The sequence below is a fragment of the Oceanobacillus polygoni genome (genome assembly GCF_008304605.1).
GTDB lineage: Bacteria > Bacillota > Bacilli > Bacillales > Amphibacillaceae > Oceanobacillus > Oceanobacillus polygoni.
Genome location: NZ_PIJY01000020.1, coordinates 159,240 through 175,421 on the forward strand (window position 1 = coordinate 159,240; position 16,182 = coordinate 175,421).

The 16,182-nt window shown below is 36.7% G+C and carries 20 protein-coding genes; 6 read left to right on the top strand and 14 right to left on the bottom strand.

Annotation, left to right across the window (positions count from 1 at the left end; all coding sequences use genetic code 11):
* Positions 1 to 98 precede the first annotated feature (98 nt).
* The gene (locus F1560_RS07650) at positions 99 to 986 is read left to right on the top strand and encodes a LysR family transcriptional regulator (RefSeq protein WP_187773658.1); all 888 of its coding nucleotides are present in this window, start codon (positions 99 to 101) and stop codon (positions 984 to 986) included.
* 56 nt (positions 987 to 1,042) lie between these two features.
* On the opposite strand, the gene F1560_RS07655 is transcribed toward F1560_RS07650, so the two are convergent.
* Complete coding sequence (locus F1560_RS07655) at positions 1,043 to 2,569, bottom strand: FAD-dependent oxidoreductase (RefSeq protein ID WP_149474044.1); 1,527 nt, start codon at positions 2,567 to 2,569, stop codon at positions 1,043 to 1,045.
* Positions 2,570 to 2,734: 165 nt separating this feature from the next.
* Positions 2,735 to 2,974, bottom strand: coding sequence for a ferredoxin family protein (locus F1560_RS07660; protein WP_149474045.1), 240 nt, complete (start codon positions 2,972 to 2,974; stop codon positions 2,735 to 2,737).
* Positions 2,975 to 3,117: 143 nt separating this feature from the next.
* Here F1560_RS07660 and F1560_RS07665 point away from each other — a divergent pair, with 143 nt between their 5' ends.
* A complete protein-coding gene (locus tag F1560_RS07665) occupies positions 3,118 to 4,308 on the top strand; it encodes a M14 family metallopeptidase (RefSeq protein ID WP_149474046.1) in 1,191 nt (396 codons plus the stop codon).
* Here F1560_RS07665 and F1560_RS07670 read toward each other — a convergent pair.
* The 12 genes from F1560_RS07670 to F1560_RS07725 form a co-directional block, all read right to left on the bottom strand.
* Positions 4,303 to 4,863 (bottom strand): histidine phosphatase family protein, encoded by a 561-nt coding sequence (locus F1560_RS07670; RefSeq protein ID WP_149474047.1) that lies wholly within the window; start codon positions 4,861 to 4,863, stop codon positions 4,303 to 4,305. The genes F1560_RS07665 and F1560_RS07670 overlap by 6 nt on opposite strands.
* A gap of 291 nt (positions 4,864 to 5,154) precedes the next feature.
* Complete coding sequence (locus F1560_RS07675; protein ID WP_149474048.1) at positions 5,155 to 5,358, bottom strand: DUF6501 family protein; 204 nt, start codon at positions 5,356 to 5,358, stop codon at positions 5,155 to 5,157.
* Between the two features lie 39 nt (positions 5,359 to 5,397).
* Positions 5,398 to 6,357 carry a peptide-methionine (S)-S-oxide reductase MsrA gene (gene msrA / locus F1560_RS07680; RefSeq protein WP_149474049.1) on the bottom strand — a complete coding sequence of 320 codons (960 nt, stop codon included), beginning with the start codon at positions 6,355 to 6,357 and terminating at the stop codon, positions 5,398 to 5,400.
* Positions 6,358 to 6,516: 159 nt separating this feature from the next.
* The gene (gene vrrA / locus F1560_RS07685; protein WP_149474050.1) at positions 6,517 to 6,924 is read right to left on the bottom strand and encodes a VrrA/YqfQ family protein; all 408 of its coding nucleotides are present in this window, start codon (positions 6,922 to 6,924) and stop codon (positions 6,517 to 6,519) included.
* 507 nt (positions 6,925 to 7,431) lie between these two features.
* Positions 7,432 to 7,644, bottom strand: coding sequence for a YozE family protein (locus tag F1560_RS07690; RefSeq protein ID WP_149474051.1), 213 nt, complete (start codon positions 7,642 to 7,644; stop codon positions 7,432 to 7,434).
* Between the two features lie 11 nt (positions 7,645 to 7,655).
* Entirely contained in the window at positions 7,656 to 8,423 is a 768-nt protein-coding gene (gene tatC, locus F1560_RS07695) for a twin-arginine translocase subunit TatC (protein ID WP_149474052.1), read from the bottom strand.
* Between the two features lie 74 nt (positions 8,424 to 8,497).
* A complete protein-coding gene (gene tatA, locus F1560_RS07700; RefSeq protein ID WP_149474053.1) occupies positions 8,498 to 8,680 on the bottom strand; it encodes a twin-arginine translocase TatA/TatE family subunit in 183 nt (60 codons plus the stop codon).
* 19 nt (positions 8,681 to 8,699) lie between these two features.
* Positions 8,700 to 8,912: a twin-arginine translocase TatA/TatE family subunit gene (gene tatA / locus F1560_RS07705; protein ID WP_149474054.1), complete on the bottom strand. Its 213-nt coding sequence runs from the start codon at positions 8,910 to 8,912 to the stop codon at positions 8,700 to 8,702.
* A gap of 109 nt (positions 8,913 to 9,021) precedes the next feature.
* Positions 9,022 to 9,510 carry a dihydrofolate reductase gene (locus F1560_RS07710; protein ID WP_149474055.1) on the bottom strand — a complete coding sequence of 163 codons (489 nt, stop codon included), beginning with the start codon at positions 9,508 to 9,510 and terminating at the stop codon, positions 9,022 to 9,024.
* Positions 9,511 to 9,532: 22 nt separating this feature from the next.
* A complete protein-coding gene (locus F1560_RS07715; protein ID WP_149474056.1) occupies positions 9,533 to 10,489 on the bottom strand; it encodes a thymidylate synthase in 957 nt (318 codons plus the stop codon).
* Positions 10,490 to 10,668: 179 nt separating this feature from the next.
* The gene (locus tag F1560_RS07720; protein ID WP_149474057.1) at positions 10,669 to 11,259 is read right to left on the bottom strand and encodes an HD domain-containing protein; all 591 of its coding nucleotides are present in this window, start codon (positions 11,257 to 11,259) and stop codon (positions 10,669 to 10,671) included.
* Positions 11,259 to 12,929 carry a formate--tetrahydrofolate ligase gene (locus F1560_RS07725; protein ID WP_149474058.1) on the bottom strand — a complete coding sequence of 557 codons (1,671 nt, stop codon included), beginning with the start codon at positions 12,927 to 12,929 and terminating at the stop codon, positions 11,259 to 11,261. Before F1560_RS07725 ends, F1560_RS07720 begins: the two co-directional genes overlap by 1 nt.
* Before the next feature lie 319 nt (positions 12,930 to 13,248).
* Here F1560_RS07725 and F1560_RS07730 point away from each other — a divergent pair, with 319 nt between their 5' ends.
* From F1560_RS07730 to F1560_RS07745, 4 genes are all read left to right on the top strand, one after another.
* Positions 13,249 to 13,449 carry a cold-shock protein gene (locus tag F1560_RS07730; protein ID WP_149474059.1) on the top strand — a complete coding sequence of 67 codons (201 nt, stop codon included), beginning with the start codon at positions 13,249 to 13,251 and terminating at the stop codon, positions 13,447 to 13,449.
* A 330-nt stretch (positions 13,450 to 13,779) separates the two neighbouring features.
* Positions 13,780 to 13,917 carry a cytochrome c oxidase subunit 2A gene (locus F1560_RS07735; protein ID WP_245347743.1) on the top strand — a complete coding sequence of 46 codons (138 nt, stop codon included), beginning with the start codon at positions 13,780 to 13,782 and terminating at the stop codon, positions 13,915 to 13,917.
* A 29-nt stretch (positions 13,918 to 13,946) separates the two neighbouring features.
* Positions 13,947 to 14,450, top strand: coding sequence for a cytochrome c oxidase subunit II (locus F1560_RS07740; RefSeq protein WP_149474061.1), 504 nt, complete (start codon positions 13,947 to 13,949; stop codon positions 14,448 to 14,450).
* A gap of 80 nt (positions 14,451 to 14,530) precedes the next feature.
* Positions 14,531 to 16,141: a b(o/a)3-type cytochrome-c oxidase subunit 1 gene (locus tag F1560_RS07745; protein ID WP_245347755.1), complete on the top strand. Its 1,611-nt coding sequence runs from the start codon at positions 14,531 to 14,533 to the stop codon at positions 16,139 to 16,141.
* The last annotated feature ends 41 nt before the right edge of the window (positions 16,142 to 16,182 follow it).

A 16,182-nucleotide genomic window follows, 5' to 3' on the forward strand; every position in this document is an offset into this window, starting at 1 on the left:
CTCTCTCCTTTCCCTTTCCATTATCATTATAAATGAATCAAATCATTATTAAAATTTTAACTTTTTTAGTATAATAATAAATAATTTTTATTAATGAGGTGATTACGATCGACCAACGAACACTGCAAACATTTTTAATGGCTGCAGAGGTTGAAAACTTTAGAATCGTTGCAGAAAAATTATTTATGACTCAGCCTGCAATCACATCGAAAATGAGAATCTTAGAAAAAGAACTTGGAGAAAAGCTGTTTATTAAAAATGGTAGAAATATAAAACTCACTGAATTTGGAAGGTTATTTTACCGGGAAGCACAGGAGATTATTTCTCAATTTGATAAAAGCATGGAGGCGATTAATCGTTATAAACAAGGATTTCAGCGAACAATTCGCATTGCTATGTCTCCTATGTTTACAGAGACCATTTTACCGAGCATATTACGCGCGTACATAGATGAAAATCCGTATGTAGAAGTATCGATTCAGGTTGTAGAATCGCTTGAGATATCTTCATTAATCGAAAATGGAGAAGTTGATATTGGGTTATCCTGTATTCCTGGATTGTCAGATGTCCAATCAATTAAGTTTCATGAAGAACCTATTAGTCTAGTTTGCAATCATGATGGCTATGATTCGGAAATTGGACCAGTAATCGATGCAAAAGAATTATTAGAGAATAATATTCTATTCACGGATAATCATCCGAGCTATTGGGGAAATATTAAAGAACAACTCAAACAGTTAATGCCAACTTTACGAATGATGAAAGTAAATCAAACACATGCCACCAAACGATTTGTAATGGAAGGTATTGGCATCAGCTTTCTGCCTAAATCGATTATTAAACGCGAACTAATGGAAGGAAGAATCTTAGAAGTTCCAATCGATTTTATAGACGTCCCTACTTCCTGTATGTATATCATTTGCAAGCATGGACTATCGATAGAAAAAGAATTCGTCCATTTTATTACAAATTACCATTATAGTTAGAAACCAATTAAAAACATGGTCACTTCTATAATGGCCATGTTTTTAATTGGTACAATTTAATTTTTTATTCGTTTCAAAGGTTTTTTGGCAGGTCCGTCTAAAACCTCGCCCGTGTAAGAAAAACGTGATCCGTGACAAGGACAATCCCATGAACGTTCGCCGGAGTTCCATTCTACTTCACAGCCTAAATGTGTACAAGTTGTGTCCACCATATGAAGCTTGCTATTCTCGTCTTTATAAACACCAACACGATTACCGTCGATCCGGGTAACTGTTGCATCATCAGTTTTAAGATCGTTAACCGTATCTTTCGTAAATTCTAGCTTTCCTTTTAGCAAATGTTTTGCTACATCGGCATTAACTTGCATAAACTTCTTTACAGAAGGGTCCGCTTGAAACCTTGATGGTTTAAATAGGTCTGCATATGGATTTTCTTTACGCAAGATGGTATCTGACAGTATCTTAGCTGCGATCGTTCCATTCGTCATCCCCCATTTACGATAGCCCGTAGCAACTAGTACTGCATCCTCATCTTTCATCGTTGGTCCAATATAAGGAACTTTATCCAAGGTTGTTAAGTCTTGTGCTGACCACCTATAGTCAATTTTATCGAGCTGAAAGTGTACGTTAGCAAATTTCTGCAATGCTTCATAATGCGCAATCGTAGACTCGCCTTGACCTGTTTTATGATTTTCTCCTCCAATAAGCAAAAATTCCTTATCATCATGCAACTTTACAGATCTAATAGAGCGTGTTGGAGACTCTGCATTAATATACATTCCTCCAGAAAAATCGTTTGGCACCATTCCTGCGATGAGGTAAGACCTTTCAGAGAACATGCGGGTAAAATAAAAGCTTTCCCGGTCATAAAAAGGGAAATGAGAAGCTACAATAACATATCGACAAGTTACTCGATGTCCATCCCTTGTTATAACACTAGGATGCTTATTATATTCAATATCTACAGCCGTTGTATTTTCATAAACAGTTACAGACTCCTGCAAGCTCTCTTCCACTAATGCATTTAGATAGTTTAATGGATGGAATTGTGCTTGAGCCTGCATAACAAGTGCAGCTTTTACTGGAATACTAAGTGGTATCGTATCCATTAGCTTGCTATTTATTTTTAATTTGTCATAAGCGTCCTTTTCTTTTTCTATTTTTTCCACATACGTGTCATTATTCGTGTAAAGATAAGCATCCTCTGTACGAAGGCTGCATTCAATCCCCTTCTTCCTTACTACCTCTTCAATAAACTGTTTTGCCTCTTCAGCTGCATGGTAATAAAGCGATGCTTTTTCCAGACCAAAATGTTGGATTAATTCATCATAGATAAGGCCATGCTGTGCTGTTATTTTCGCAGTAGTATGTCCAGTAGTTCCATTTAAAATCGAACCTGCATCAAGTAATGCTACCTTAAGATTCTGTTTCGAAAGTAAATATGCTGCTGTTATTCCTGTAATGCCTCCTCCAATAATGGCTACATCCGTTTTAATGGAATCATTCAATTTAGGGAATTTCGGTAATGATAGACTTTCACGCCATATAGGTTCAGGAAACTGTGGTAACGTTGGCTTAACCAATCTGCCTCTCTCCTATCTGTTTAGATAGCATCATTATTACCAATACAGGAAAATTTAGTACAACATTACTAAACATTGTGTAACACAGGATAAAAACAGGATTTCATAGTTAGCTTTACAAAATAAAAAGCCTCCTACCTTATTGGTAAGTGGCTTTCTACTCTATTATCTGTCTTCAAAGAATGCGCGGTTTAATGCAATAAAGGGCGTTTCCTCTTCTGGAACTTCGTCTTCGATAAAAATTGCTTCTACCGGACAAACAGCCTCGCATGCTCCGCAATCAATGCAAATATCAGGGTCAATGTAAAACATATCTTCGCCTTCTTCTATACAATCAACAGGGCATACTTCAACGCATTCTCCTGCTTTTTCCGCTTTACAAGGTGATGTAATTACAAATGCCAAGCAAATCTCCTCCTTCGTACACAATGATGAAGTATTAAATGTATATTGAACTATTATAACGCATTTTCTAAAAAAAATAAAAGATTCATCATTCTTATTATGAAACATATGATGTAATATTCATGATGGAAAGGAGAAAGCAAATGGAAATCACGGTACGTTCAGGCGATTCGCTTTGGTACTATAGCCAATTATTTAACATTCCACTAATCCTGCTTGAAACATCCAATCCAGGAATGAATGGGTTACAACTTCAGATTGGGCAGGAAATCAAAATCCCAGGCTATTTACGAGAAAACTATACCATTGATGTGAATGATTCATTTTCGACGCTTGCGATAGAAAATAATATACCTTTAGATATGATAGAACTAACAAATTCAGGCGTTGATCCAATGCAACTTCAGGTTGGGCAAGCTATTCAGATTCCGCAAAGAGTAACTGAATTAATAGTTGATGATATAACGGATTATACGTATGAAAAAATGGTAGAAGATATTAAAGAACTATTATCTATTTACCCATTTATTATGGAACGATCTGCAGGGAACTCCGTAATGGGAAAAGATATTACCGAACTGCAAATTGGTGCTGGACCAAATGAAGTTCATATAAACGGTTCATTTCATGCAAATGAATGGATTACGACTCCAATTATCATGAGGTTTATTAACCAATACGCTTTATCTCTTACAACCGGACTTCTAATCAGAGAGCAAGCAATGTTACCCTTGTACGAAGAAACTCAACTTTCCGTTGTACCGATGGTTAATCCAGATGGAGTGAATCTCGTCATAAATGGCGCATCTGCTGCTGGCGATTACAGTGATTCGGTTTTAGCGATAAATGAGCAAAATGAGGATTTTTCAGGGTGGAAAGCAAATATTAATGGAGTTGATTTAAATAATCAGTATCCTGCTCTATGGGAGATTGAGGCGGAAAGAAAACCGACTACTCCACAGCCTAGAGATTTTCCAGGGACATCTCCATTAACAGAACCAGAAGCAATTGCGATGGCAAATTTAGCTGAAGAACGAAACTTTATACGCATGAACGCTTTTCATACACAGGGAAAAGTTATTTTTTGGGGATTTGAAGGATTAGAGCCACCTGAATCTGCGGAGATTGTAAATGAGTATGAAAGAGTCAGTGGCTATACCCCCATTCAATATGTTGATAGTTATGCAGGATATAAGGATTGGTTTATTCAAGAGTTTCGCAGGCCCGGCTTTACAGTAGAGCTGGGAGAAGGAGTTAACCCACTACCAATCGAGCAGTTCCAAGAAATTTATGAAGATAGTTTAGGGATAATGCTGGCGAATCTGTATTTATAATTGATTCGAATTCCAAATACATTCTAGTTTGCTGTTAGAGCCATCAAGATGCAACAAATAGACATCCGGATTTCTTAATTCTTTCCACTGGTTGAAACCAAATCGCTGATCAAATTGATGAAAAACATGTGACAATAAATTTCCGTGACTAACGATGATAGCATGTTTGATAGAAGCGTCATTATAAAGAGGCTGTAAAACTCCATTACATCGATGTAATAAATGTCGTGCAGACTCGCCACCCGGCAACGAAAAATGCTCATCCAAAAAAGACTGTTCTAGTGCATCCATCCAGTCTTCAGCAGGTTCTTCACTTAGAATCCGTTCTTTTAAACGTTCATCAATTTGAACCGTTGTATTAGTCAATTCAGCAAAAGGCTTAATACTTTCAATTGCCCTTAAGTATGGGCTCGATAGAATAAGATCAAACGTAATATTTAAATCCTTGAAGAAACTGGCAAGCTCTCTTGCTTGTTTAATACCTTCATTTGTTAAGGGAGAATCCCTGTGTTGACCGTGAGCGGAACAATGCCTGACAAAATAAATTTTTTTCATGTTTGATCATTCCTTTGAGTTTGTATGATACTCTATTAGCCTTGCAGAGATTGTGAATAAGTAGATAAATTATAGCATTAAATGATGGATTAGAAAACAATATATTCTAAAATTTAATGAAAATATAAAAAATAAAGACACCGCTTCTGTAGATCAATCTGTTTTAGCATATTAAAACTAGGCATTCGCCCAATGATTTGGCAAATGCCTAGTGACAGTTTATGCAAGTATAGAATGTTAGACGGCCTATCTACACTAAAATAACCGAATCGATATGGTTCCTTTCTAGCTCTATAATTCTTTAAAATAATCTTTTCTAAAGCCTGCCATCCGATTACTATTATCGATAATAAAGTAAAATTCGTCTGTTTCATTTTTTACATCATAAATTTTCCCTGGCGTAAGCTTATGATGTACAATAAACTTCTTCGCATCTGCATGTACACATTCAATTTGTTTCTCTGTGTCTCTATTTTCCCAGTTTAAATGAATCATTTTAATTCCTTCTTTCTAGTTTACATAATAATATTATGGTTAATTAAATAGATGTAAATATTCTCTATACCCTTTATCAGCCATTTCTTCTTTCGGAATGAAGCGCATTGCAGCAGAATTCATACAATATCGCAAGCCACCTGCATCTACTGGTCCGTCTTCAAAAACATGTCCTAAATGAGAATCAGAGCTATTACTCCTAATTTCCGTTCGTACCATTCCATGCGTCATATCCATGTTTTCTTTTAATTGATAAGCATCTATCGGCTTCGTAAAGCTCGGCCAACCACAGCCAGCATCATATTGATCTTTCGAGGAAAAAAGGGCTTTTCCAGAGATAACATCAACATAAATGCCTTCTTTGTTATTATCCCAATACTCATTTTGAAAAGGACGTTCTGTCCCATTTTCTTGTGTTACATGATACTGGATTGGTGTTAGTTTTTTCTTTAATTCGTTTTTGTCGTACTTCTCTTGCCAATTATCCTTTATAAAATCTTCCCTACCTGATCCTTTTTTATATAACCGATAGTGGAACGATTGCTTTTGGTAATAATCCTGGTGACTTTCCTCTGCACGATAGAAAGGTTTAGCAGAAAGAATTTGCGTAGCAATCGGTTTAGAGAATTTCCCACTTGTTTCTAACGCTTGCTTGGACTTCTCGGCAATTTGCTTTTGTACTTCGTTATGATAGAAGATTGCAGTTTGGTAGGACTCTCCCCTATCATTGAATTGCCCTCCTGCATCTGTTGGATCGATTTGTTGCCAGAACGTGTTTAGTAGCTCTTCATAGGACATATAATCGGGATCAAAGGTTATTTGTACTGCTTCCACATGTCCTGTCGTATTTGTGCAAACTTGTTCATACGTAGGGTTTTCAACATGTCCTCCAGTATAACCAGAAATAACACTTTCAACTCCAGGACGTTGATCGAAAGGTTCTACCATGCACCAAAAGCACCCTCCTGCAAATGTTGCCAATTCTAAATTAGTAGACATGAAATTCCTCCAGTATAAGTTTTATTAGGTCTTATAATTTTGTTATGCTTTAATGAGAAATCGTAGCTATTTATTTAGATTACCCTACTATAAATTAAACAGCCTATCTTCATTTTTCCCTTTTTGTATCGAAAAATCAAGTGGGGCGACTTAAAAAGGTTATATATATAGTTTTGGTTTTGGAACACTCTTTGTATCATGCCTCTCTGGAGTTGTTTTTTTCATCATTTTTTGTGAATCAATTGGCTTACGCTCTACTGTCTCTGTGACTTCTTCTTTGCCTTCACTTTTTTCTATCTCTTTAAAAACCTTTATCATTCGATACATTGCAGGAAGGTTTTTTATCATCGGTCCATATTCTTGCACAATCGGAGCACTAGTCTGAACCATATTTAAAACCTGTTGTACACCGTCAAGAGTCTTTGTAAGACCGCTCATGACTCCTTTTCCCCCTACTTTAGTTGTTGGCTTCAATTGGCTAGGTTGTATGCTACGCTGCTGCATCGATCTGTTTATTGTCGGTGGATTGAACTGTCGTTGATTTTGTTGCCTTGATGGAAGTAACATAGGTTATCCCCTTTCAACATAAGATCCTCTATGATTAGTTTACGTTTAGCTACAATAATATGTGTAGGCGAAATTATGTTGTGGAGAAATATTTCCTGGGAAACCGCAGGAATCAACAAAAACTCTATCTACTCTTATCTTAAATCAAAAAAATAAGTCGGAATTTGTAATATTGATGATCCTCTTAATATGTATGTAATTATCTAATAATTGATCAAACGTTTGTTTAATTTATTAGTTAATAAATAACCCCTAGAAACGTTTCTAGAGGTTAAGTAAAGGAACAAAAGCGTAAGCGCCCGGTTAGCGACGTACGGACTGCGCCCCGAACTTTGGGGTGGTTCGACGGGGTCGAACATTCCTACGTAGGAGAAAAAGGAAACACGGCGACCGCAGGAAGTCTCGCTAGTCGTTGGGCGCTGGAGCTGGACGTGGCTGTTTAGGTAACCAAGTTATCCACAGCATTCAAATTTTATAGTTTCCTATGCTGTAAGAAATATGGATCTATTAATCGGATTGATAGATCTCCCACAATTCATCAAAAACATTTACTGCATTTGGAAAGGGGCTGTTCCATTCTAAATAGTTACTAACATCATTATAATCAGTAGCTTGTTTAGGGAAATTATGATCTTTAAATGCCCAGTCTGCAAGTCTTGATTTTTCATCAGGTCTCGTTTTACCACGATAAGTCAATAAGAAATGATAAAAAGAACGCATCTAATCCCCCATTACGAAATGTTGTTTTCTTGCATATAGGCTTCATTTTTCCGCTGCTTCTTTCGATAAACGATTCTAGACATATAAATACTGATTTCATATAGAATGATTAACGGAATAGCCACTACAAGTTGTAAAACAAAATCTGGTGGTGTAATTAATACACCAATTACAATTAAAATAAAATAGGCATATTTTCTATTTTTGGATAGAAAATCAGGAGTAAGCACTCCTAAAGTTGTTAAGAACATTGTAATCAGTGGTAATTCAAATAGCAACGCAAACGGCACTGTTACGCGTAATAAGAATTTGAAATAGCGATCCACCGTAAACATGACATTAAACATACCATCGTTTAGTGAAAGTAAAAACGGCATAATCAATTTAACAAATACGATATATCCGAAGACTAATCCACCAATAAAAAGTAAAAATAGAGCTGGAATATAGGATAAAGATGCTTTTCGCTCATATGGTGTCAATCCAGGCTTGATAAACGCCCAAATTTCATAGGATAAAACTGGAATCGTTCCAATGATTGCAACTAATCCTGCCATCGAAAAGTAAATCCAAATAATTTCAGTTGGACTTATTACGGTTAATTCAAAATCTATATCATTACGAAAAAAAGAATAAATATCTTCTACAAAAATAAATCCAACAATAAAAAAAGCAATGAAGAAAACAGCTGTTATAATGAGCCTATTTCTTAATTCAGATAAATGGCCTACTAAATTCATATCCTTTTCATTATTTGTTTGCTGCTGGTCTTCTGTCATTCAAATCACTCCCTACCATCTATAGCACAAAAGAAGATGTAAGGAATAGTCCCTACACCTCCATTACCAATCTATTAGCTGTTTTTATCTTGGTTTTTATGTTCTTTATCGTTTACGATGCCCTGTGTAGCATTCTTAAATTCCCGTAGAGAGTTTCCAAATGCCCTGCCGATTTCAGGTAATTTAGACGGGCCAAAAACGATTAATGCAACAATAAGTATTAGAATTAAACCAGGAATCCCAATGTTACCTAACATTTTGTATCACTCCGAAAAATTATTTAGCTTCTTTGTTATCGCCTTGAACAATTGTCTTTACTTCGTTTATTTCTTCTTTCGCACCTTCTGTTAGATGGCGAGTAGAATCCTTAAATTCACGTAATGTCTGTCCAGCAGCTTTACCAATTTCCGGGAGTTTCTTAGGACCAAATACAATTAATGCAAGTAAAACAATTAGTATTAATCCAGGCACCCCGATATTTGCTAACATGTGTACACCTTCTCTATACTCAAAATTTATGTCATGTAAACAGCTGAATTTGTAATACAGCAAATTCTATCTATATTTTACCTCTTTATCCCATATTAAACAAGCTCTACTATTTTCTATCGTATTGTAAGAAATAATAGTCATACGGGTTTGTTTCGTTTTTCTCGCCTTTTACTTTAGAAGTTAATTCCCAATCATTCTCGGAAAACTTAGGGAAAAAGGTGTCCCCATCAAACGCTTCGTCAATCCAAGTAATATACATGCGATCCGCTATATCAATTACTTGGTTAAAAATGTTTCCACCACCAATAATGAAATACTCTTTCTCCGGATTATTCGTATTCCATTCGGTTACAGTTTGTAACTGGTCAATTACTTTAACATGATCCGGGAAATCGGTTTTAGATTTAGTTAATACGACGTTCTCACGATTTGGTAACGCGCCGCCCATGGAATCATACGTTTTTCTGCCCATAATAATCGTATTACCCGTTGTTTTTTCTTTAAAAAAACGTAAATCCTTTGGCAGATGCCATGGCATTTCATTGTTCAGACCGATAACATGATTGCGATCCATTGCGAGTAATAATGAAATCATTTCTTTCCCTCCACTACGATGATTAAACTGCGATTGGTGCTTTAATACTTGGATGAGGATTGTAATCTACAATCTCAAAATCTGTAAGTTCAAAATCAAAGATGGATGATTTTTCTTGATTTATTTTTAAAGTAGGAAATGCTCGCACATCACGCTTCAGCTGTGTTTGTATTTGTTCAACATGGTTTGAGTAGATGTGTGCGTCTCCGAGCGTGTGTACAAATTCTCCAACTTCCAAGTTACATTCATGCGCAATTAAATGTGTTAATAAAGCATAACTTGCAATGTTAAACGGTACGCCAAGGAATACGTCAGCACTACGTTGATACAGCTGACAAGACAGCTTTCCATCCGCAACATAAAATTGGAATAACGTATGACATGGCGGTAGTGCCATTTCTGGAAGATCCTCGGGGTTCCACGCAGACACAATATGTCTCCTAGAGTTAGGATTATGACGTATGGACTCGATCACTTCTTGTAGTTGATCAATCGTTTCATTGCGTGATGTTTTCCATTTACGCCACTGTTTTCCGTAAACAGAACCGAGATCACCGAACTCCTTAGCAAATTCCTCATCTTTGCAAATTCTTTCCTTAAATAAATTCATCTGCTCCTGATACAACAGATTAAATTCTTCATCCTGTTGACTGCGGATTCCGAAATTTGTCATGTCTGGACCGTTGTATTTTTCACTTTGAATCCATTTTTCAAAGGCCCATTCATTCCAAATATTATTGTTATTTTCCAATAAATAGCGGATATTTGTATCTCCTTTTATAAACCAGAGAAGTTCACTTGCAACAAGTCGAAACGGTACTTTTTTTGTTGTTAATAACGGAAACCCTTCACTTAAATCAAATCGCATTTGATGTCCGAAAACAGAGTGCGTCCCCGTATTTGTTCGGTCTCCTTTTTTATTGCCATTATCAAGGATGTGTTGACACAGATCCAAGTAGGCCTGTTCACCTTTTATCATGCTATCACTCCTAACCTCTATATCTCGTGTAGTAACGGTATTAACGTTGAATGTTACCATTATAACAGATTTTATTATACAGTAATTCATTGTAGCTGCTTTCTTAACATAATTCTAGACATAAAGCGCGTTAAGATATTATTGGATAAAACAAATTATTTACTTGAAAAATCGTTCGTTTACCATTCTTGATAAAATTGTTTAAGAAATGCTTCCATATATTGATGACGCTCTTTTGCCAATGCCCTCGCTGTTTCTGTATGCATCAAATCTTTTAACTTTAAAAGCTTATCATAGAAATGCTGAATTGAGTTCGATTTATTAGTTGGGTGGTATAGGAGTTGTTTATTAGCCCCGCCATAAGCGAACGTTCTAGCAATTCCAATTGCTCCAATTGCGTCTAGTCGGTCAGCATCCTGAACAATTCGACCTTCTAAAGTGTCTGGTATAGCATCCCCCTTGCTGAAAGAAACTCCAGAAATGATATGATTAATTGCATGAACTTGGTCTTCGTTTAAAGAAATGGAAGCTAAAAAATTATTCATTTTTTCTACAGTTTCATTTGGGTTAGGAAACAGCTTCGTATCACCAACATCATGTAACCAAGCAGCCGCTTCACAGAGAAACACATCAGCCTGCTCCGCTTCAGCAATCCTTCTGGCAATTCGTGCAACACGACGCATATGAAAAAAATCATGACCTGTTTCATCTTCGCGAAACAATGTGAATACGTAATCTCGAATCGTTTCAAGTTGGTCTGTCTTATTCATTACGATAACCCCGTAATTTTCCCATTTGCATCCATATCCATGTTTAAAGCAGCTGGTGTCTTAGGTAATCCAGGCATTGTCATTACATCACCAGTTAACACGACTATAAAACCAGCACCAATAGAAGCTTTTAACTCCCGTATAGTAATCGTGAAGCCACGTGGTCTACCGACTAATGTTGGATCATCAGATAATGAATATTGTGTTTTCGCCATACAGACTGGCAGATTGCCCCACCCTTGCTGCTCAAAGAAAATAATTTGTTTCTTTGCCTTTAGTGATAACTCTATATCATCAGCTCCATATACTTTCTGTGCTATTTTTCGAATTTTCGTTTCTAACGTTTCGTTAGAATCGTAAATTCGCGTAAACTCCACTTCAGGGGTCGCTGTTTTCGCCATAACCTTTTTAGCTAGTTCAATACCGCCAGCACCACCTTTTGCCCATACATCTGCTAATGCAACATCGATATTTCTGGAACGACACCAGGACTCAATAAAGTCTGTTTCAGCAATTGTATCCGTTGGGAATTTATTAATAGCAACTACATATGGAAGTCCAAATTGCTCAATTGTATCAATATGTTTATTTAGGTTTTCCATTCCTGCTTTCAATGCTTCGATATTTTCCGTGTTTAAATCCTTCTTTGATACGCCTCCATGCATTTTTAGTGCTCTAACAGTTGCTACAATAACAATTGCATCGGGATGGAAATTACCTGCTTGCGTTTTTATATGAAGGAATTTTTCAGCACCTAAATCCGCCCCAAAACCAGCTTCGGTCACAACATAATCACCTAGCTTTGCAGCGGTTTTGGTAGCGATTATACTATTACAACCATGTGCAATATTTGCAAAAGGCCCTCCGTGGATGACCGCTGGTGTATTTTCAATCGTTTGTACGAGATTTGGTTTGAACGCATCCTTGAGAAGTAATGTTAACGCTCCTTCTACCTCAAGATCTTTCACTGTAACTGGTTGATCATCATAAGTATAGCCAATTACAATTTTGGAGAGTCGTGCTTTCAAATCTTCAATGCTATCTGCTAGGCATAAAATCGCCATGATTTCAGATGCGGCTGTTATTGTGAAACCTTCCTCTCTTGGGACACCTTGGGTAGCTCCTCCTAGTCCGATTACTATCTGTCTTAGAGATCGGTCATTCATATCAACTACCCGTTTCCATTCCACTTTTCTCGGGTCAATATGTAATTGGTTATCGCGATGAATATGATTGTCGATTACAGCAGAGAGCAAGTTATTAGCACTGGTTATCGCATGGATATCACTAGTGAAATGGAGATTGATTTCTTCCATTGGAAGTACCTGTGAGTAACCTCCCCCTGCTGCTCCTCCTTTCAGACCCACAACAGGGCCAAGTGATGGCTCGCGTAGAGCAATAACAGCCTTTTCACCCAACCTATTTAATGCTTGACCTAATCCAACTGTAACCGTTGACTTCCCTTCTCCAGCAGGTGTGGGATTAATAGAGGTTACGAGTATTATTTTTCCATTTGGCTCATCTTTTCGTTTCTCTAGTAGTTTATCGGAGAGCTTTGCTTTCGTATAACCATATGGTTCATAGTCTTCTGCGGTTAAATTAAGTGATTCAGCAATCTCAACAATAGACTTTAATGTTGCTTGTTGCGCAATTTCTATATCTGTTTTCATTAGCTCTGCTCCTCTTCCTAGTTATACAACATAGTTTAACCTTTTCTATTACTTTTTTCATTAACAAACTAATTATCGATAAATGTAAAGATTTGATAAATGCAGAATTTAGGAGTTAATTTCTTGACGAGTTGTTCGAAATAAGCTATATTAGGGGCAAGCAAAGAAGATGTACGGAATCATTGACGAAAAGGCAGCTTCTATAGAAGTGGATGCAATATGATCCTACACTTCTATAGAAGCTGCCTTTTTTAATATATTCTGAGTCTATACTTTGTATTAACACGGTTTCACGTGGCATTTTTAGGAGGAATAGGATATGGAGAACGGTGTAGTTAAATGGTTCAACGCTGAAAAAGGCTATGGATTTATCCAATTGGAAGAAGGTAATGATGTATTCGTCCATTATTCAGCAATCCAAGAAGAAGGCTTCAAATCTTTAGAAGAAGGCCAAGAAGTTACTTTTGAAATTATTGAAGGTGAACGTGGTCCACAAGCCGCAAATGTTGTAAAAAAATAAGCAAAACACATAGAAGTGAAAGCAGTGATCTTAAATGATTACTGCTTTTTTTATTGCCACGTATACTTGGATTTTTTCGCAAAACACATATCATTACAATCGGCCTACTTATCCCCTACTACAAGCCTGGGGATTGTCAATAAAAATAGGTATTTATTCATAGTTATTTCACAAACTTTTTATACTTATAAGTTAGTAAAGCCTTAATTAATATAGTTGCAGGCGTAATTGAACAAATTGTGAAACGTTAGACATTTCACTAATTTCTATTTCTACTTTGTGTATGATGAAAATAGAGGTAACCGATAACATGATGGGAGGATGATAAGAATGAAACAGCATGGGAAAACCCATACGAATGTTGATAAAGAGCCAAATTTGAAAGGAACATTAATATCTGTTGGAGTTTTAGGTTTATTTATTATTATTAGCTGGGTTGCAGTATTTGCAATTTTCCTTTCAAGGTAAATAAGGAATTTAAAAAGGAGTGAGAAAAGATGCATTTTCATAAGTTTGAAAAAATATGGCTTACATTTGGTATTGGTGCATTAGTACTTTTTTTAGTTATTCTGGGTTACGGTGCTTTCTATCTCGGAACTCACCCTCAAAGCCATGGTCTAACAATTGATCCTCAAAACGTAGAGGCCCATGAAGCGTTTAAACCAGAAAATTTAGGCCTGACAAAAGTGGATGAAGACCGATATATCGTCAATGTCGTTGCAAGTGCATTTAATTATGACTTCGGTGTCGATAAGGAAGGTAATGCAGTAAAACATATTGAGATACCAAAAGGGGCAACTGTTCTATTTCAGGTTGTAACGCCAGATGTTATTCATGGTTTTAATATTGCTGGCACAAATGTAAACATGATGGTCGAACCCGGTTATATCAGTAGTATGGAGGTTGAAATGAATCAACCTGGTGAGTATACCTTACTTTGTAATGAGTATTGTGGTATTGGTCACCATATGATGTACACAACTGTGGAGGTGTATGAATAATGGCGCTTCATAATGTCGTATTGCCTAATGAAGACTCTAGACAACTGCTCCCTATTCCCAAAAAAGAAGCAAAACTTTATATGTCTTTTATGTATGTAGCATTTATATCTTTATTTATCGGTGGATTAATGGGTCTGTTACAAGTATTAGTAAGGTCTGGAAATTTCACACTTCCATTTGGTATCGGTTACTATCAAATTTTAACTGTCCATGGTGTTATCCTTGCGCTTGTACTTACAACATTCTTTATTATTGGGTTTCAGTTTGCTTTAATGAGTAAAACGGTTGGTATGTCAGATAAGCAGCGTAACCTATCTTGGCTTGCCTTCTGGATTATGACCATTGGTACCATTATGACAGCAATTACTATTTTATTAGGTAAAGCGAGTGTGCTTTATACGTTCTATGCACCATTAAAAGCTCATCCGGCTTTTTATATCGGTTTGGCTTTCGTTATTGTTGGAACATGGGTTGCTGCGTTTGTAAATTGGCGCCAGCTTTATCTATGGAAGAAAAAACATCCAGGCGAAAAATCACCATTATTAGCATTTATGGTAACCATTAATATGATCATGTGGTTTATAGCCTCATTGGGTATTGCAGTTGCGGTACTTGTGCAATTTATTCCATGGTCACTTGGTTATGCGGAAACGATTAATGTGCTCGTAAGTCGAACATTATTCTGGTATTTTGGTCATCCATTAGTATACTTCTGGTTATTGCCCGCTTATATGGCGTGGTATGCGATAATCCCTAAGATTATTGGCGGTAAATTATTTAGTGATTCATTAGCAAGATTATCATTTGTGTTATTCCTATTCTTTTCTATTCCTGTTGGGTTTCACCATCAACTAACAGAGCCAGGGATTGATCCGACTTGGAAATTTATTCAAGTAGTTTTAACATTTATGGTTATTATTCCTAGTTTAATGACGGCATTCTCACTGTTTGCTACATTTGAAATTACTGGTAGACGTAAAGGGTACGGCGGGTTATTCGGTTGGTTTAAACATTTACCATGGAAGGATGTTCGTTTCTTCGCACCATTTGTAGGGATGCTCGCATTTATTCCGGGTGGTGCTGGTGGAATTATTAATGCTTCTCACCAAATGAATACACTTGTCCATAATACGATTTGGGTTACAGGTCATTTTCACCTTACCGTGGCAACGACAGTAATTTTAACCTTTTTTGGGATTACGTATTGGCTTATCCCACATTTAACAGGGAGAAAGCTTACCAAATCCGTTAATCGTCTAGGTATTATTCAAACGATTGTTTGGGGAATTGGTATGTTAATCATGTCAGGAGCGATGCATATCCAAGGTCTCCTAGGTGGACCAAGACGCTCTGATTATTCCGAGTATGGTGGAACAGAACAGGCCGTCACATGGGGTGCTTATCAAATGGCACAAGCAATTGGTGGCACAATTCTTTTTGTCGGTATTATTCTCATGGTATATATTTTTATCAAGCTAGCCTTTTTCTCTCCAAAGGGTGATGAAGAATTCCCGATTGCAGAGGAAGAAGAAAATGCTGAGCCGACACCAATGTGGATGGAAAACTGGAAACTATGGGTTGCAATTACGATTGCTTTAATTCTATTTGCTTACACCATTCCGTTTGTTGATATTATACAGAATTCACCACCTGGATCAGTACCATTTGATTGGCCAATTGGTAATTCCTAAATTAAAAATGGAAGAGTCAGCTATATAAACTGTCTCTTCCA